We start from the raw sequence: 17,597 nt of genomic DNA on the forward strand, positions 1-17,597 counted from the left end.
GCCGCCGCGGCGCGCGCCATCAGTCGCTGCACCGGTCCGCGATCGCCAAAGGGGTAGAGCTGGAACCAGTGGTCGCAATCCGTGGCCCGGGCGATTTCCTCCAGGGTGTAGCTCGCCGCGGTACTGATCACCGCGCGGGTGCCGCGCGCCTCGGCGGCACAGGTGGCGGCAATATCACCGGTCCAGTGACTGATACCGGCAGCACCGGTGGGCGCCAGCGCCACCGGCAGCGCCAGCGATTGGCCGGCCATCTCTACTGACATGCGCGGTGCCGACACGCCGGCCAGGCTGCGCTGACGCAGGCGCCAGCGCGCGAAACCGGTTTCGTTTTCGCTGCGGGTGAGGCCGTCGTCCGCGGCGCTCTCGATGTACTGCCAGGCCATGTCCGGCAGGCGCTTGCGCGCCAGCTCGCGCCAGGCGGCGACGCTCACCGGGGGTGCGGGATCGCGCAGGCCGAAGCGCATCTCAGCAGGCCTCCAGGCACAGCGGCGCGGGTCCGCGCAGGGGCAGTGAGCTGTAGCGCGGCTGGCCATCCACACGATAGGCCGGCAGCGCGTCGAGCAGCGCGTTCACCGCCACCTCCGCCTCCAGGCGCGCCAGGGCCGCGCCCAGGCAGTTGTGCAGGCCGGCGCCGAAACCCAGGTGCGGCTGCGGCGGACGGTGCAGGTCGAAGTCGTCGGGGTTAGCGTAGCGCGCGGGGTCGCGATTGGCGCAGGCCAGCACGCAGGTCAGGTCGTCGCCCTCTTCCAGGCGTACGCCGGCCAGTTCCACCGCAGCGCCGCGCCGCCACCGCGGTGGCGTTCACCATCAGGCTGACCAGGTCGTCACCCGGCGCCGCGCGGCGCTCGCGCATCAGCGCCAGCAGGTAGTCGGCCAGGGCGGTCTTGGCGGACTCGCGCGCGGCCACCGCCACCTCGCGCGCCGCGGCGTCGAGAAACGAGGTGCTGCCGCCGGCCATGGCGTCGCTCCAGCGCACCACGTCCGCCAGCCGCTCGCGCGGCACGCCCATCATGCGGGCGATGACCATGGTCGGCAGCGGCCGGGTAAAGCCGGCGGAGAAGTCCACCACCTCGCCGTCGGCCAGGCGCGCGAGCAGCGGTGTGAGCAGGTCCTGCACCAGGGCCTGTACCTCACGGCGCAGCGCCTGCAGGGCTTGCGGGCGGAAGGCGGGCGCCCAGATTTCGCGCAGGGCGTTATGGCGCGCACGATCGTCCATGGCGATGAACGCATCGGCGCCGAAAATGTCCTCGACCACCGTACCCTCCACGCTAAAATGCGTGTAGTCGAGGGCGACCTGGCGCACGGCGTGATCTGTGGTCACCAGCCAGCGGCGGTGTTCGCTGTGCCAGACCAGCGGGCCCAGCTCACGCAGCGCGCGCAGGGCAGGCCACGGATCGCTGGCCAGCGTCGGGCAGAGCAGGTCGATTGTCGTCGTGGGTACGTTGTTGTTATCCATTACCGCTGCGCCTGGTGGCGGGGCCGGGTGGCGGGAACTGGCGTCCGTGTCGTTTGCACAGACAGCGGGCAGCGCCGCGCGGGCCGTCGCCGCGATCTTTAATAATTGACATCATATTAGTTTTTTATTTTCATTGCCAAGCAATTGTAGATTCGAGCGTGGCTCAAAACTCAATCAGCGAGAGCCTGCGACAGCCGGACGGACAATAACTGTACAATTGTTAGTTAGCAGCCATGCCGCGGGCGATGCGCCAAGCACCGCAAGACGCGAAGCACCACCAGACGCCATGCACCACCAGAATAGTCAGGAGAAGTCTCGATGAGCAAACCGCAACGCCTGTTGCCCAGACCCACGCCGGAAACCCAGCACTTCTGGGACGGCTGCCGCGAGGGTGAACTGCGCCTGCAGCGCTGCCGCGATTGCGCCGAGCCCTTCTTCCCGCCGCGCCCGTTCTGCCCGCACTGCGGCAAACGCGATGTCGAGGTGTTCCGCGCCAGCGGCCGCGCCACGCTCTACTCCTACGTCATCAACTACCGGCCGCGCCCGGACATGGGCGAGGAGCCCTATGCCATCGCCGTGGTCACCCTCGAGGAGGGGCCGCGGTTGATGACCAATATCGTCAGCTGCCCGCAGACACCGGAGGCGCTGCAACTGGACATGCCCCTGCAGGTGCACTTCGCCGCACAGAACGAGACCATCACCCTGCCCCTGTTCGAACCCGCGCAGCCGGCCCCGGGGGACACACCATGAGCCTCGCCCCCGGCAGTATCGCGGTGGTCGGCGCCGCGGAGACCACGCAACTGGGCGTCATCCCCGACGTCTCCGCCCTCGGCCTGCACCTGGACGCGGCGCTCAATGCGCTGGAGGATGCCGGCCTGAAACCCGGCGACATCGACGGCCTGGCCTGCGCCGGCGAGCACCCGTGGAATGTGTCGACCATGCTCGGCATCACCCCGAAGTGGGTGGACGGCACCAACGTCGGCGGCTGCTCCTTCATGCTCCATGTGCGCCACGCCGCGGCGGCCATCGCCGCCGGCTATTGCACGACCGTGCTCATCACCCACGGGGAATCCGGGCGCTCGAATATCGGGGCACCGCAGTACGCGTCGGCGCCGGCCAGCCTGTTCGGCCAGTTCGAAATGCCCTACGGCGTGGCCGCTCCCGCCTCCATGTTCACCATCCCCGTCCTGCGCTACCTCAAGGAGACCGGGGCGGAGGTCGAGGACCTGGCGCGGGTCGCCGTGGTGCAGCGCGAATGGGCCGCGCGCAACCCGCGCGCCTACGCCCGCGAGCCAATCACGCTGGACGACGTGATGAACTCGAAGATGATCGCCTACCCCTACCGCAAGCTGATGTGCTGCCTGGTCACCGACGGCGGCGGCGCGCTGATCCTGACCAGCGCGGATCGCGCAAAGGATTTCCCGACGAAGCCGGTGTACATCCTCGGTACCGGCGAGGCGGTGGAGTGCGTCAGCATCAGCATGATGCAGGACTTCACCAGTTCCAAAGCGTTCCGCGTTTCCGGCAAGTCCGCCTTCGACGCCGCCGGCATCAGCCACGCGGACGTCGACCACCTGATGGTCTACGACGCCTTCGCCCACCTGCCCCTGTACGGCCTGGAAGACCTCGGCTTCTGCGCCCGCGGCGAGGCCAAAGACTTCTTCCGCGAGCGGCGCACCGCGCCGGGCGGCGAGCTGCCGATGAACACCAACGGCGGCGGCCTGAGCTACATGCACTCGGGCATGTACGGCATGTACGCCCTGCAGGAGAGCGTGCGTCAGATGCGCGGCACCGCACCCGCCCAGGTGCAGGGCGCGAAGATTTCCGTATGCCACGGCGTGGGCAACATGTTCAGCGCCGCGGGCACGGTGATATTCAGCAACGAGATCTAGCGCCGCGCCGCCGGGCGGCGCCCACGGGCGAACAGGAATAAACACAATATGTACCCGGGCACCCACGCCAAGACCCAGCCGGAGCGGCTGGCCATCATCCAGCCCTCCAGCGGGCTGGCGCTCAGTTACCGCGAGCTGGATGAACAGTCCAACCAGCTGGCGCAGCTGCTGTACGCCCAGGGCCTGCGCCGCGGCGACCACCTCGCACTGTTCCTGGAAAACCACCCGCGCTTTCTCGTCGTACTGTGGGCCTGCCTGCGCTCCGGCCTGTATTTCACGCCGATCAACCGCCACCTCTCCGCCGCGGAGGCCGCGTACATCGTCGACGACTGCGACGCACGCGTGCTGGTGGCCTCGGCGGCGCTGGAACAGAGCGAGGAACTCGGCCGGCTCGCGCCACGCTGCGAGCTGAAGCTGGCCATCGGCGGCGCCGTGCCGGGGTTCACCGACTACGACACTGCCACCGCGCAGCAATCGACGCAGGCACTGGCCGAGGAGCACATGGGCACACTGATGCTGTACTCCTCCGGCACCACCGGCCGGCCCAAGGGCATCAAGCGGCCGCTGCCCGAGGGCAGGCCCGAAGCCGGCAACCCAAGCACCCTGTTCGCGGCGAAGATGTTCAACATGGACAGCGAGACGGTGTACCTCGCCCCGGCGCCCATGTACCACGCGGCGCCGCTGGGCTACAGCAACGCCGCGCTGGTCAGCGGCGGCACCGTGGTGATGATGGACAAGTTCGAACCGGAACTGTCCCTGCAGTTGATCGAGCAGTATCGCGTCACCCACAGCCAGTGGGTGCCGACCATGTTCATCCGCCTGCTGCGCCTGCCCGACGCGGTGCGTGAACGCTACGACCTGTCCAGCCTGCGCTACGCGATACACGCCGCGGCGCCCTGCCCGGTTGAGGTGAAGCGGCGCATGATCGAGTGGTGGGGGCCGGTGATCGAGGAGTACTACTCGTCCACCGAAGCGGCGGGTTACACGCGAATTTCCAGTGAAGAGTGGCTGGCCCACCCCGGCTCGGTGGGCCGCCCGGTGGGCCGGCCGTTTCACATCTGCGACGAGGCCGGCAACGAGCTGCCCGCCGGGGAGCCAGGCATGATCTATGCGGAGATGACCCCGGGCGCCGAGGTCACTTACCACAAGGACCCGGGCAAGTCCGCCGATGCGCGCCACCCGCGGCACGAGGACTGGCTGTGCGTGGGCGACGTCGGCTACCTCGACGACCAGGGCTACCTGTACCTCACCGACCGCAAATCGTTCATGATCATCTCCGGTGGCGTGAACATCTACCCGCAGCAGATCGAGGACGCGCTGGCGCTGTACCCGGGCATCGAGGACGTCGCGGTGATCGGTGTGCCCAACGAGGACCTCGGCGAGGAGGCGCGCGCGCTGGTCCAGCTGGCACCGGGCAGCGAGGGCAGCGACGCCCTGGCGGAGCAGATCCAGGAGTTCGTGCGCGCCAGGCTGGGCAAGCAGCTGGTGCCGCGTTCGGTAGAATTTGTCGCCGCGCTGCCGCGCATGCCCACCGGCAAGCTCAACAAGAAAGCGCTGCGCGAACGCTACTGGCCCGCCCCGGTGCGGGGCTGACAAGCGCGACGCGCGCCACAAGATAGCGTCTACGCGCGCAACAAGGAGACACCGACAATGCCTTTTACCTGTGAAGAGATCAGCGCCCAGCGCGCCGACGACGTACCGTTCAGCTACGCGGATACGCAGATGCTGCTGTACAACCTGAGCGTCGGCATGGGCCGCGACCCCTACGACGAGAACGAGCTGCCCTACGTGTTCGAACACCCGGCACTCAAGGTCGTGCCCACCGCGGCCACCGTGCTCGGCGGTGGCGGCGCCGCCATTCTCGGCGCCGTGGACATCGACTGGACCATGGTCCTGCACGGCGAGCAGCGCCTGACCTGCCACCGTCCCCTGCCCGCGGCCGCGGAGCTCATCGGCAGCACCTACATCTCGGAAGTGGTGGACAAGGGCCCGGAGAAAGGTGCCATCGTCACCCTGGAAGTGGACGTGCGCCTGGCCGGCGGCGAGCCGCTGTACACCATGCAGAACGTGATCTTCATGCGCGGCAACGGCGGCTGCGGCGGCCTGGCGACGTCCGCGGCAACCCCGCACACCCTGCCCGAGCGCGAGCCGGACATGGTGCACGTCTCCGAAACGCGCCAGGACCAGGCACTGCTCTACCGTCTCAATGGCGACCGCAACCCGCTGCACGCGGAGCCGGCCTTCGCCGCCCGCGCGGGTTTCCCGAAACCGATCCTGCACGGCCTGTGCAGCTACGGCATCGCCTGCCGAGCCCTGCTGGCCAGCGTGTGCGACTACGACCCGGCGCGCATCCGCCGCTTCGACGTGCGCTTCACCTCGCCGGTATTTCCCGGCGAGACCATCCACACGGATATCTGGGTGGACGGCGACGCAGTGTCCTTCCGCTGCCGGGTGCCGGCGCGGGATATCGTGTCGATCAACAACGGGTACTGCGAATTGAACCCGGCGTAACACGCCGGACCAACGACCGAACGAGGAAGCTGGCCAGGTGGGCCAGCGATAACACCGGGCCTGCAAGCCCGGCCTGATAAAACTGAACTCCAGGAGAATCCCATGTCCGCAAGCAGCAGCGACGCCCCCGTCGCCATCGTCACCGGCGCCGGCCGCGGCCTCGGCCGCGAACACGCACTGGCCCTGGCCCGCGCCGGTTACGACCTCGTGGTCAATGACCTCGGCGGCGCCGGCGACGGCACCGGTGCCGACGCCACACCGGCGCAGCAGGTGGTGGCACAGATCGAGGCGCTGGGACAGCGCGCCATCGCCAACGGCGCGGACGTCTCCAACTGGGAGGCCGCGGGCGAGATGATTCGCAGCGCGGTCGAACATTTCGGGCGGCTGGACGCGCTGGTCAACAACGCCGGCATCCTGCGCGACCGTACCATCGCCAACATCACCGAGGAGGACTGGGACCTGTCCATCGCGGTGAACCTCAAAGGCAGTGCCGCGCCCCTGCACCACGCCGCCGCCTACTGGCGCGACCTGAGCAAGGCGCGCGGCGAGCCGGTGAACGCGGCGGTGGTCAATACCACCTCAGCCTCGGGGCTGTACGGTGCCGCCGGGCAGTCCAACTACGCCGCGGCCAAGCTGGGCGTGGCGGCGATGAGCGTGGCGGCGGCGCGCGAACTCGGTCGTTACGGCGTGCGCGTCAACGTGCTGGCGCCGGCAGCGGTCACTCGCCTCACCGAGGGCGTGATGAAAACCGAGGAGTTGAAACAGCGCCTGCAGCCGCGCTTCGTCGCGCCGCTGGTGGTCTACCTGCTGAGCGACGCCGCGCGCGACATTACCGGCCGCGTGTTCGAGATGGGCGGCGGCGCGCTGGTGGCCGTGGACATGCCGCGCCCCGGCGCCGGCCTGCGCCACGCGGACGGCGAGTGGACGCCCGAGCGCATCGCCGAGATCATGCCAACGCTGCTGGAACAGGTGCCGGCGCAACCTTCCGGTATCGAGGCCATGCAGTACATGATGAGCGCGCCGCTGGACGAGTGACGCGCAAGCCTACGCCGGTTCGGCTACCGCCACCGGCGGGAACTCAGGGTAGCGCCCCATGGTGAACAGCAACCCGGACGCCACCACGAACAGCGGCATGAACAGCCACAGCGCCGGCTGGTAACTGCCGCTCACGTCGTAGACATAACTCGCGATCAACGGCCCCAGCCCAGTGGCGACGCTCCACAGGCTGACGATACAGCCGAACACCACGCCGAAGCTGCGCAGTCCGAAGTGGCGAGTGGCGAGGTAGGCCACGACGTCGAGCTCCGCGCCCAGTGCCAGCCCCAGTACCACCACCGCGAACAGCGCGACCGGCACCGACTGCGGCGCGTAGATGAAACACAGGCAGGTCACGATCGGCGCCAGCACCACCAGGCCGCCGATCAGGTTGCCGTCGAGCCGGTCCAGCAGGTAGCCGGTAGCCAGCCGCCCGATGATCGAGGTAACCCCCACCGCGCCGGCAATCGCCGCGGCGGTATCGCGGCCCAGGCCGTTGTCGCTCATGATCGGCACCAGGTTCATCACCAGGCCGATGATTGCCAGGGTGATGCAGAAGGCGGCCAGCGCGAGTTGGGCAAAGCGCCGGGAAAGTATCGCCTGTTTCGCCCCCAACCCCGGCTGCGGCACGCGGCCGGCGGCAGTGGACGACGCGCGGCGGGCGTCGTCCGCGGCGCTGGTGAAGCGCAGGTAGGCCAGCGGGAAAAGCAGGACCAGGCAGATGACGGCGAGCGCGACATAGCTGCTGCGCCAGCCCACATGCTCGATCAACTGGTTGCTGAGCACCGGCACCAGCGCCGAACCCAGTCCCGTCCCGCATAGCGTCACCGCCAGCGCCAGCCCGCGGCCCTGGGTGAACAGGCTGGACACCGCCGCCGTCCACATGGTCGGCTTGGTGAACAACCCGCCCAGCGCGAGCAGCATCCACAACCCCCACCAGGAGTAGAGGTTCGCGGTGGCCAGCGACAGCGCCGCCAGGAAACCGCAGTACATGAGGATTCCGGCGAGTGCCAGGCGTCGCGGTCCGCAGCGGTCGATCAGCGCACCGACAAACGGTGCCAGCGAGGCGCCGACGAAGGTGAGCAGGGTAAACCCGAACATGATCTGCGAGCGGCTCCAGTCGAACTCCGCCTCCAGCGGCGCCAGGAACACCCCGGTTGAATAGATGTGCACCGTGCCCAGGGCCATGCCCAGCATGCCGACCAGGACAACGCTCCAGTGGCGTCGCCATTCCTGCGCTGTGCCCGCATGAGCCGCACCTGCTTCCGCTTCATTCACTGCCCTGCCCTCCGCCGCTCTTATTGTTGTGTCGCGTGTTGTTGTGTCGCGCGTTGCTGTGTCGCGTGGTGTTGTGTCACGGAGTGCTCCGCGCAGCTCGCCCCGGCGCGCAGAGCTGAACAGACTCCCCCGGCGCACCACAGCGAGCGTCAATATACGAAACATTCTCTCATTATAGTTGACGATTTGTCATTTATATGCCAAATATTAACTGAGGAATCCACTTGGACTTCAAGCGAATTCTTGTCAGTTAAATGCTGCAAATAAGCCAATAAAAGCACCACCGCAAGCACACCGGATAGCGCGATAGACGCCTGGAGCCATAATGATAACTGAATCTAGATCATTTAAATTGAAACTCATGCCCGCCCTGATGGGCGCTGCCCTGCTCCCGCTGGGGGCACAGGCCCAGGACACGGCCACTGCCGCAGGCGCCATCGAAGAGGTGATGGTCACCGCGCAGCGGCGCACGGAACGCCTCGAGGAAGTACCCATGGCGATCACTGTGGTCAGCGGCAGCCAGATGGAGCGCGCCGGCATGCGCAACATCGAGGACATCGGCAAGGTCGCCGCCGGGGTGCAGGTGAATCGCGGCGGCGCGTTCAGCCAGCCGGCGATCCGCGGCATCAGCACGCTCACCCTGGGCAACGGGCTGGAGAACAACGTCGCCGTGTATATCGACGGCGTCTACCAGCCGGACGCGGTCGCCATCAACGCGGAACTGGCGAATATCAAGAGCGTACAGGTGCTCAAGGGCCCGCAGGGTACGCTGTACGGGCGCAACGCCACCGGTGGCGCCATCGTCATCGAGACGCTGGCGCCCTCGCAGGAATTCGAGGGCAGCGTCAAGGCCACCTACGGCCGCTTCGACGACAAACGCCTGCAGGGCTATATCTCCGGACCGCTGGGCGACAAGCTCGGCTTCAGCCTGGCGGGCAACTGGCGCGAGAGCGATGGCTATATCGAGGATGTGGGCGACGACTCCACCGCCTCGGGCGATGACTTCGACGCCGCGCCGCTGGAGAGCAGCGCCCTGCGCGGCAAGCTGCACTTCGCGGCCACCGACGACCTGGACCTCACCCTCGGCTACAACTACGTCAAGCACCTGGACGCCCGCGGCCTGGCCTACCGGGTTCCCAAGTACGCCATCCTGCCCGGCGGCGCCACGGCGCGCGACAAGGTCTCGCTGAACCTCGAATCCGACAACACCATGGAAATGCAGGAGGCGTCCCTGGGCATCAACTGGCAGACCGGCATCGGTACGCTCACTTCCACCACGGCCTACGCCAAGCGCGAGGCGATCAGCAATTTCGACTTCGACGGCACCAAGATCGACATCGTGCGCTCGGTGGGCGAGGACATCGCCGAGTACACCCTGCAACAGAGCCTCAACCTCAACATCGACGCCATCGACCGCTGGAACATCAACATCGGCGGCATGTACTACGACGACCGCTTCCGCACCCGCGATATCGAGAGCTGGCAGTACTTCATCCTGCAGTACACCTACGACCTGGGCACCGATGCCGAGGCACTCGCCGCCTACGTCGACGCCAGCTGGGAATTCGTCGACGACTGGTTCCTGACCCTGGGCGTGCGCTACAGCGAGGAGGAACGCCGCGGCTTCTACAGCGTGACCAACTACACTGGCGTCGCCATACCCCCGGCAGACAAGGACCAGGACTACGACGCCACCACACCGCGGGCGGTGCTGCGCTACCAGCTGAGCGATTACAGCAGCGTCTACGCGTCGTACACCACCGGCTTCCGCAGTGGCGTGTTCTACACCGGCACCCAGCCGGACCCGGCGCTGTACAACTCGGTGGACCAGGAGGAGATCACCGCCTATGAGGTCGGCTTCAAGACGGCGCAACCCTTCTACCGCTTCAGCGCCGCGGCCTACTACTACGACTACCAGGACCTGCAGGTGGGCCTCACCGTGCCCAATCCCATCGGCAATGGTGTGATCCAGCAGATCTTCAATGCGCCGGAAGCGGAGGTGTACGGGGCCGAGGCGGAGATCGACCTTTCCCTCACCGACGCCCTCAACCTGCGCGCAGGCATCGCCTACGTCCACGGCCGCTACACCGACTTCGACGATGTCACCGGTGTCGGGCTGGACGCGGCCACCCAGACCAACATCTCCCCGCAGTATCAGGACTGGAGCGACCAGGAGATGGCGCGCGCCCCGGAGTGGACCGCCAACCTCGGCCTGGACTACAGCCTGCCGCTGGCCGGCGGCGAACTGGTGCTGGCGGGCAACGTCAACTACACCGATGCCTACGTGGTGCAGAACCTGTCCCTGTTCGGCCCGCTGGCCGGTAACGCCGGCGGGGCCAACGAGCAGCGCTACCGGCAGGACAGCTTCACCCTGGTCAATGCGCGCGCAGACTGGACCAGCCCCGGTGGGCGCTACACGCTCGGCGTATACGGGGAAAACCTCACGGACGAACGTTATTTCCTGACCACTTCGGGCAGCAGCCTGGGCGACTACAACCAGTACGCCTGGCCGCTGACCTACGGAGTGAGCGTGGGTTACAACTTCTAGGGGAAGGCTCGCGCGCGCCGGCCGGTTTAGCTGGACGAGGGTTTGTGCGCGTTTTTCCAGTGTTCCCGGTTGGCCGCACAGGTCTGCTCCGCCTTGTCCCACCAGTTCTCGCTGTGGGTGAGGTTGACGAAATCGAAAGCGGGCTTGTGGCGGATTTCCAGCACTTCCACTCCGTCGGCTCCGGGCACGTAGGTGTAGGGCACACCGGCGGGCACGAAGAAACAGTCCATGGCACCGAGTTCTTCCGTGCCCAGTTTCAGGCTGCCGGCGATGACGTAGTACATGCAGTCGGAATCGTGGGAGTGGCGCATCAACGGGTAGTCTTTTTTCAGCCAGGCGTAGGTGAGCGCGAAGCCCGGCATGTCCACGAGTACTTTCAGCTCGTCGCCCTCCAGGTAGCCGGACTGGACCAGCCGCTTGAGGCCAGATACCTGGACCTCGGTCATCGGCTGCATCTGCATGCACCCCTTCTCAACCAGTCCGGGCGCTTCGCTGGCGCGATAAATTTTCAACTGTTGTCGCTGCTCAGTGGTTTCGCTCATCTCAGCCTCCTGATGTACTGGCAGCCGCAATCTGCGCTGCATTGCGTTGAGTACCCGACAGGCGGGTCATCGCCGCGCCGATCCGCGTGTTGCCGATGGGCGTGACGCCGAACAGCGCCTGGCAGCGCTCATCCATGGCCTCGCGCACCGGCGCCGGCAGGCACAGCGACCAGTTGGCCTGCGGCCGGATGAAGTCCGCGGAATAGTAGGCGAACAGCATGCGGCGCTGCTCGTCCGCGCTGCTATTGCAGCCCGAGGTGTGCCACATGCGTCCCTCCATGGCGATGAAGGAACCCGCCGGGGCCTCGAAGGGCAGGGTTTGCTCGAGGGCGTTCTCGGGCACCTCCTCCAGCGTGGTGAAGCGGTGACTGCCTGGCAGGTAGCGCGTCGCACCGTTGCCCGCGTGCACGTCGTCCAGGCACCAGATCACGTTCACCGCCCAGGGGTGCAGCCAGGGGCCCGGAATCACCAGCGCCTGGTCCGAGTGCAGGTTCATCGAACCGGAGCCCGGCAGCGCGATGTTCGCGGTGAAGTTCGACACGATGACATTCTCACCGATGGCCGCCGTCACCGCGGCCAGTGCATCGTCGCGCAGCAGGAGTTCGGTAAACACCGGGTCGATCGCCGGCAGGTTGTTGACCCGCAGGTTGCGGTCGTTAGGGTCCAGGCTCGCGATATGTGTGCCACCGGGCAGTTCGCGCGTGAGTTCCACACCCCGTGCCAGCGCCTCCCGCACGCGCTCGAGTCGCTGCGCCGACAGCGCCCGCTCCACGACACAGAAGCCGTCGCGCGCTATTCGCTCACGCATCATTTCGCTGTCCATGTTCGCTTCCTCCAGAAGGTGGGGTCAGACGGGGGAGCGGCCGTTGACGAGGCCGAAGCCGGCGGATTTGTAACCGAGCAGGGTGAGCATGTCGTCGGAGCCGAACTGGTGGATTTCCGGTTTGAGGGCGAGGAACCAGTTTTCCTGGGTGCGCACGTAGGTCTTGGTGTACCAGGCGAAGATGCCGGCGCGAGTCTGGTCCGCGGTGATGTTGTTGCCGGTCTTGTGCCACAGGCGGCTTTCGAACACTACCATCGAGCCCGCGGGGGCCTGCATGGCGACGGTGTCCGCCTCCATCTCGTCGGCGGGCACGCTGCAGTTGCGAAGGTGGCTGCCGGGTACAACGCGTGTGGCGCCATTGTCCGCGGTGAAATCGTCGATCGCCCAGGCCACGTTGAGGCCCTGCGGGCCGGCGGCAGGCCAGGGTTCGCCGAGGAAGGTCTGGTCGGCGTGCAGGTGCCCGCCCTCACAACCCGGGCTGCAGATATTCGCCGAGAGATTGCCGAGCAGGGCCGGCCAGCCGAGCACCTCGCGCACGAAGGCCAGCGCGCTGGGGTGCTCGACAAGGTCCTCGAAGACAGGGTCGCGGCTCAGCACGTTCCACACGCGCTGGGTCAGCGACTGATCGCCCTTGTCCAGCGCGAACTGTTCGACCTCGCGCCCGCGGCAGCGGTCCGCTGCGGCGGCGCGGTACAGCGCATCGCGGGTGCGCGCCAGGGTCTCCCCCGCGAGCACGTCGGGCACCACGGTGAAGCCGTGTTCGCGCAGGTTGGCGAGGCCCTGGGCAAAATCCGTGGTCGGGGCCGGTTCATGCACACTCATCGGCGGCCTCCACCGGCAGTGCGCCGGACAGGTCGATGTACTCGTCCAGCCGCGCGATCCTGCCAGCGGAAAAACTGACGAAGATGCAGCAAGGCCGGGCTTTCAGCACACCGTCGGCAGCGCGCAGCAGGAACCGGTGGCGCTGCACCAGACCGCCCGGGATAGGGTCGCGGCGCACCTTGTCTATGCGGTTTTCGGTAAAACCGTCGAACAGTGCCTGCCAGCCCCGGGCCGCCTGCTCCAGGTTCTGCTCCACGTCGTCAAAATTGTGCCAGAAACAGGCATTTTCGGTGCAACAGGCCAGTGCGGATGCGAGATCCTTGCGCGCCAGGGCGGCGTAAAACCGGTCGACGATTTCTCCTTCCAGCGACGTGGAATCGGGCGGCATCAGCGCACTCCGGTGATTTTTATAGGCGATAGAATACTGTGCCTACGCAGTATAGAAGCCCACCCTGCGCGACTCAATAGCTGACGGTTTATTATTTTTTACGCAGAAAACTCAGCCGAGCTTGAGGCCGCTATAAACGCCCAGCTTGTTGCCATCCGGGTCACGCAGATACGCACCCATCGCCCCGCGCGCCTGCGGCTTGGGCTCCGGCACACCCTCACAGGTACCGCCGTTGGCCAGACCCGCCGCGTGCCAGGCGGCCACCGCCTCGTCATTGGGAGCGGCGAACAGCACGGTGCCACCATTGGCGTACGTCACCGGATTGCCATCGCGGGCCGGGCCGAGAATCAGCGAGGCGCCGCCCGGCAGGTGGTACATGAGAATCGGGTACTCGGGGGGCGTCTCCCCCGGCGGGTAGCCCAGGGCGGCAAAGGTCGCGTCGTAAAAGGCCTTGGCGCGGGCCTTGTCGTCGGTTCCCAGTCGGACACTCAGCAGCATGTTGGCAGGCTCTCCAGGGTAAAGGGTTGTTCAGTCTAACCGCACCGGCAGCGCGGAAATACCCCGCTGTTCCAGTCCGCCGGTGAGGAAGGGCGCGGGCTGGTCCGGGTCGAGGCGGATGTTGGGGAAGCTGTCCAGCAGGCCGTTGATGGCGGCGATGATCTCCGCCTTGGCCACGTTCATGCCCATGCACTGGTGGGTGCCCATGCCCCAGCCGAGTTGGTGCTGTACAGGCCGGCGCACGTCGAACACATCGGGGTTATCCCAGCGCGCCGGATCGCGGTTGGCCGCGCCCAGGCAGATCTCCAGCACCGCGCCCGCCGGCAGCGGCACGCCACCCAGTTCGCAGTCCTGTGCCACCAGGCGGGAGAACACAGGGTCGGTGGGGTTCCAGCGCACACTCTCGATCACCGCGCGCTCGAGCATGCCGCGGTCGGCGCGCACGATCTCCAGTTGCTCGCGGTCCGCCAGCAGCGCCCACAGGGTGATACCCATCTGCCGCCAGGAGGTGCCGCCGCCGGCGATCAGCACCACACGCAGGTGCATGACGATCTCCGCGTCGGTCAGCGGGCGCGAGCTACCGTCGGGCAGCTCGAGGGTCGCATCCACCAAGTGGCTGGTCAGGTCGTCGCGGCGCTCGCGCCGGCGCTTGCCCACCAGATCGGTGAGCATGTTCTGCACCGTCGCCGCGTTGCGCTGGACCTCGTCGAGGCCAATCCGGCCATAGGCGGAGGAGCGCATCAGCGCATGGCGGAACACCAGCGCGTCGTTGCCGTCCAAGCCCACCGCGCGGGTGATCGTGTGCACCGGGATGCGCGCGCACAGCTGCAGGTTGAGATCGGCACTGCGCTCGTCCTTCAGGGCCAGCATCAGCGCGTCGACAATCTCCTGCACCCACAACTCGGTCCACCACTTGAAGGCCACCGGCCGCGAGAACTTCGGCTGGATGGTGCGGCGGTAGGCGCGGTGCTCGGGCTCATCCATTTCCAGTAACCCGAGGCGCGGCGGTTCCCCCGGTTCGGCGGGCCCCATTTGCATAATCTTGTTGGAAAAATTGGTGAAATCGCGAAACGCCTGGTCGCAGGTCGCGTAGCTGAAGCAGGTGTAACCCTGCCGCCCTTTCGCCGCACTGTGGCGGTGAAACTCGGGCATACCCAGCAGTTCGCGCAGGAAGCCCTTGTGCACCGGCGCGGCATCGCGCAGGGCGTTCATGCCGGGGTTGGCGTCCCCCTCCACCAGGTTACCGGCGTCCTCGGCCTCGCGGCGGACGTCGTAGAGTTCTTCGTAGAGGGGGTCACGGGCGGTGAGTACTTCGTTCATCGGCAGACCTATGCTGATGTGGCCAGACATTCAAGGGCGACCTTGAGCGTCTGGCGCAGCTCGAAGTCGAGGGATTTCTCCGCGTCGGTCTCGGCGGACTTCACCACCGAGGCAATTTCCAGGTTGTACTCGACACCGGCGGGGGTGAGTTCGTAACGCTCACCCTCCCGGCGCAGCAGGCCGCGCTGGAGCAGCTCATCGATCTCCCCCGCGCTGGGGTAGCGACCGGGGGTATCCAGCATGGACTGCAGCTGCTCCGCGGTGGGCTGTTCCGCCTGGGCGATGCGCGAAAGGAAGAAGTACTGCGGCACGCTGAGCCCGCGGCGCTCCAGCTCCTGCCCCACCGGCGCGTAGACGCGATGGAAAGCGCGGCGCAGCAGGTCGCCGAGGAAGCCGCCGTGCAGTTCGCTCACCGTATCTGCGGCGGCGCCCTGCGGTTTTACCAGCTGCCCGTACTGACCGCCGTGGAACAGCAGCGGCGCCCGCTCGCAGCGGTCGAAGTCGATCACTTCGCCGACGAAGATGATGTGGTCGCCGCCCTCGTACTGGTACGCGGTGCGGCACACGAAGCGCGCCGCGTGCTGGCGCAGCATGGGAATCCCGCCCGGTCCGGCATCCAGTTCCAGGCCCGCGAACTTGTCCTCGCCGCGCCGGGCGAAACGCCCGGACACCTCCTCCTGTTCGGCGCCGAGAATGTGCACGGCGAAAAACTCCGCGGCGCGAAATGCCGGCAGGCTGAAGGAGGATTTCGCCAGGCTCCACAGGATCATCGGCGGCTCCAGCGACACCGAGTTGAAACTGTTCGCGGTGAGACCGATCTGCTCGCCATCGGCGCCGGCCGTGGTCACCACCGTCACGCCCGTGGCGAAGCTGCCCAGGGCGGAACGGAAGGCGGCGGCATCGGCAACCGGTACTGCACTGCTCGCGCTCACGTCACTGAACCTCCACGGCAGTCAGCTGATGATGCCGAGGCGCTGGTAGGATTCGCAGCGGGTCAGCGCGGCACCCAGGCGCTGGAAGTTCTTGGTGGTGATCGCCGGGTCCACGCGCGTGGTCACCGCCCACAGGTACAGGCCATAGGGTGGCGCACAGCAGTAGTCCTCCCAGGCGGTGTCCATGTCCGGCGGCGAACCGCCGTGGCGACCGAGGGCACCCAGGTAATAGGCCACCAGTTCGCGCTCGTGTTTCTCCGCCAGTTCCACCGGCAGCACGCCGTTGATGTGGTAGGCGATGTCCAGCGCCCAGTTGGCACCCTTGATCAACTGCCAGTCGGCGAAGCCGGGGCCCTCCGGCGTCATGTAGATGTTCGCGATGTGGGTGTCGCCGTGTAGCAGGGTCGCTGCGCTTGCGTCGCTGCGCTTGCCCAGGGCACGCAGCCCGTTGAGCAGGTTGCTGCCGTCGAGTGTCGACTCCGGCAGGCCCTCGCCACGCGGGTCGTGCATCTGCTTGTGAATCCAGGACTCCGGGAAATGCTTGGACTCCGCCATCCAGTCGATGCCGCGCGGAATCCACGGGTTGCTCTCCAGCAGGTGCGAGGCGGCGTGCAGCCGCGCCAGTTGGTCCAGCGTTGCCTGCACCTGCTCGACGGAAAACGGCTCGTGCGCGTGACAGAAGTGACCGCCGGCGGCGATGACGTCTTCCATGATCATGATCGCCTGGCCGCTGTCGTCGGTGACCACGCTGGGGCAGCCGGGCACGCGCATGCTCAGGTGCGGGGCGATGCGGGTATAGAAGTTCGACTCGCGGGTGGTGACCTCGCCGGTGCTCTGGCGGTCCTGGTCGGTGTCCAGGAAGCCCTTCACGCAGTAGAAATGCTGGCGCTCGGGATCGTTGGCGAAGCGCACCGCGATGCGCACCTTGGCCGCCATCGCCTGCACCACCTCGTCGAGTTCGACGGCGATGACCGGCGACCCGCCGGAGGTGTGCACCAGTGCCGCTGCCAGCCACTGGGGGTCCAGCGCCTGCTCGAGGGTTTCGGGAATGTCGAGGCCGGATGTTATTGCTGTACTTGCCTGTGCCATGGCTGCTCCGATTAGGTGTTGGGGGTAAGTTTGACCACTGGGATGCGCCGCTCGGTGCGCTCCTGGTACTGGTCGTAATTGGGCCACTGCGCGGTAACCACCTGCCACAGGCGCTCGCGCTCGGGGCCTTCGACGGTGGTCGCCGTCGCCGGCATCACCTTGTCCAGGACCTGGATTTCAACCTGCGGGTTGCGCTCGACATTCAGGTACCAGGCCGGGTGCCGGGGCGCACCGCCCATCGAGGCGACGACAATATAGTCGTCGCCGTCGCTGGCGTAGATCAGCGGCGTAGTGCGCGGCTCGCCGGACTTGTTGCCGATGCTGGTCAGCAACAGCGCCGTGGCGCCGTTCCAGATATGCCCGACTTCGCCGTTGGTTTCCCGGTAGCGCGCAACATGCTCCTGGTTGAGCAGGCTGATATCGGTCTTGATGTAGCGGCTGTCGTCGCTCATGTCCCTGTCTC

The 17,597-nt window shown here is 66.9% G+C and carries 19 protein-coding genes; 6 read left to right on the plus strand and 13 right to left on the minus strand.

The genetic code is table 11. The features are described from left to right. The 3 genes from E4634_RS18460 to E4634_RS18470 form a co-directional block, all read right to left on the minus strand. Positions 1 to 464: alpha-hydroxy acid oxidase (locus tag E4634_RS18460; protein WP_206046947.1), on the minus strand; the 464-nt coding region annotated here is incomplete at its 3' end. A gap of 1 nt (position 465) precedes the next feature. Continuing rightward, positions 466 to 771, minus strand: a complete 306-nt coding sequence (locus tag E4634_RS18465) for a cytochrome P450 (protein ID WP_135446151.1) — start codon at positions 769 to 771, stop codon at positions 466 to 468. Beyond that, positions 683 to 1,456 carry a cytochrome P450 gene (locus tag E4634_RS18470; RefSeq protein ID WP_135446152.1) on the minus strand — a complete coding sequence of 258 codons (774 nt, stop codon included), beginning with the start codon at positions 1,454 to 1,456 and terminating at the stop codon, positions 683 to 685. The genes E4634_RS18465 and E4634_RS18470 overlap by 89 nt, the downstream gene beginning before the upstream one ends. 318 nt (positions 1,457 to 1,774) lie before the next feature. Between E4634_RS18470 and E4634_RS18475 the strand changes: the two genes are divergently transcribed. The 5 genes from E4634_RS18475 (at position 1,775) to E4634_RS18495 (ending at position 6,894) form a co-directional block, all read left to right on the plus strand. Next, on the plus strand, positions 1,775 to 2,206 hold the full coding sequence (locus E4634_RS18475) for a Zn-ribbon domain-containing OB-fold protein (protein WP_135446153.1): 432 nt from the start codon (positions 1,775 to 1,777) through the stop codon (positions 2,204 to 2,206). Continuing rightward, complete coding sequence (locus E4634_RS18480; protein ID WP_135446154.1) at positions 2,203 to 3,348, plus strand: thiolase C-terminal domain-containing protein; 1,146 nt, start codon at positions 2,203 to 2,205, stop codon at positions 3,346 to 3,348. Before E4634_RS18475 ends, E4634_RS18480 begins: the two co-directional genes overlap by 4 nt. Positions 3,349 to 3,396: 48 nt before the next feature. Beyond that, on the plus strand, positions 3,397 to 4,941 hold the full coding sequence (locus E4634_RS18485; protein WP_135446155.1) for an acyl-CoA synthetase: 1,545 nt from the start codon (positions 3,397 to 3,399) through the stop codon (positions 4,939 to 4,941). Between the two features lie 57 nt (positions 4,942 to 4,998). Next, positions 4,999 to 5,859: a MaoC family dehydratase gene (locus tag E4634_RS18490; RefSeq protein ID WP_135446156.1), complete on the plus strand. Its 861-nt coding sequence runs from the start codon at positions 4,999 to 5,001 to the stop codon at positions 5,857 to 5,859. Positions 5,860 to 5,961: 102 nt separating this feature from the next. Further along, positions 5,962 to 6,894 (plus strand): SDR family NAD(P)-dependent oxidoreductase, encoded by a 933-nt coding sequence (locus E4634_RS18495; protein ID WP_135446157.1) that lies wholly within the window; start codon positions 5,962 to 5,964, stop codon positions 6,892 to 6,894. A gap of 9 nt (positions 6,895 to 6,903) precedes the next feature. Here E4634_RS18495 and E4634_RS18500 read toward each other — a convergent pair whose 3' ends face one another. Then, positions 6,904 to 8,172 (minus strand): MFS transporter, encoded by a 1,269-nt coding sequence (locus E4634_RS18500; RefSeq protein ID WP_167854983.1) that lies wholly within the window; start codon positions 8,170 to 8,172, stop codon positions 6,904 to 6,906. Positions 8,173 to 8,533: 361 nt separating this feature from the next. Between E4634_RS18500 and E4634_RS18505 the strand changes: the two genes are divergently transcribed. Continuing rightward, positions 8,534 to 10,720, plus strand: a complete 2,187-nt coding sequence (locus E4634_RS18505) for a TonB-dependent receptor (RefSeq protein WP_240725252.1) — start codon at positions 8,534 to 8,536, stop codon at positions 10,718 to 10,720. A gap of 26 nt (positions 10,721 to 10,746) precedes the next feature. Here E4634_RS18505 and E4634_RS18510 read toward each other — a convergent pair whose 3' ends face one another. The 9 genes from E4634_RS18510 to E4634_RS18550 form a co-directional block, all read right to left on the minus strand. Next, positions 10,747 to 11,262, minus strand: coding sequence for a cupin domain-containing protein (locus E4634_RS18510; RefSeq protein WP_135446160.1), 516 nt, complete (start codon positions 11,260 to 11,262; stop codon positions 10,747 to 10,749). A gap of 1 nt (position 11,263) precedes the next feature. Beyond that, a complete protein-coding gene (locus E4634_RS18515) occupies positions 11,264 to 12,085 on the minus strand; it encodes a phytanoyl-CoA dioxygenase family protein (RefSeq protein WP_135446161.1) in 822 nt (273 codons plus the stop codon). Between the two features lie 24 nt (positions 12,086 to 12,109). Continuing rightward, positions 12,110 to 12,907 (minus strand): phytanoyl-CoA dioxygenase family protein, encoded by a 798-nt coding sequence (locus E4634_RS18520; protein ID WP_135446162.1) that lies wholly within the window; start codon positions 12,905 to 12,907, stop codon positions 12,110 to 12,112. Continuing rightward, on the minus strand, positions 12,894 to 13,295 hold the full coding sequence (locus tag E4634_RS18525; protein WP_135446163.1) for a nuclear transport factor 2 family protein: 402 nt from the start codon (positions 13,293 to 13,295) through the stop codon (positions 12,894 to 12,896). Before E4634_RS18525 ends, E4634_RS18520 begins: the two co-directional genes overlap by 14 nt. 111 nt (positions 13,296 to 13,406) lie before the next feature. After that, entirely contained in the window at positions 13,407 to 13,793 is a 387-nt protein-coding gene (locus tag E4634_RS18530; protein ID WP_135446164.1) for a VOC family protein, read from the minus strand. Between the two features lie 30 nt (positions 13,794 to 13,823). Next, positions 13,824 to 15,113, minus strand: a complete 1,290-nt coding sequence (locus tag E4634_RS18535) for a cytochrome P450 (RefSeq protein ID WP_135446165.1) — start codon at positions 15,111 to 15,113, stop codon at positions 13,824 to 13,826. Between the two features lie 8 nt (positions 15,114 to 15,121). Then, on the minus strand, positions 15,122 to 16,045 hold the full coding sequence (locus E4634_RS18540; protein ID WP_135446166.1) for a flavin reductase: 924 nt from the start codon (positions 16,043 to 16,045) through the stop codon (positions 15,122 to 15,124). A gap of 21 nt (positions 16,046 to 16,066) precedes the next feature. Continuing rightward, a complete protein-coding gene (locus tag E4634_RS18545) occupies positions 16,067 to 17,134 on the minus strand; it encodes a phosphotransferase (RefSeq protein ID WP_135446167.1) in 1,068 nt (355 codons plus the stop codon). 11 nt (positions 17,135 to 17,145) lie between these two features. Further along, positions 17,146 to 17,586 carry a nitroreductase family deazaflavin-dependent oxidoreductase gene (locus tag E4634_RS18550; RefSeq protein WP_135446168.1) on the minus strand — a complete coding sequence of 147 codons (441 nt, stop codon included), beginning with the start codon at positions 17,584 to 17,586 and terminating at the stop codon, positions 17,146 to 17,148. Positions 17,587 to 17,597: the final 11 nt, after the last annotated feature.

Source organism: Mangrovimicrobium sediminis (assembly GCF_004745945.1).
GTDB classification, from domain to species: domain Bacteria; phylum Pseudomonadota; class Gammaproteobacteria; order Pseudomonadales; family Halieaceae; genus Mangrovimicrobium; species Mangrovimicrobium sediminis.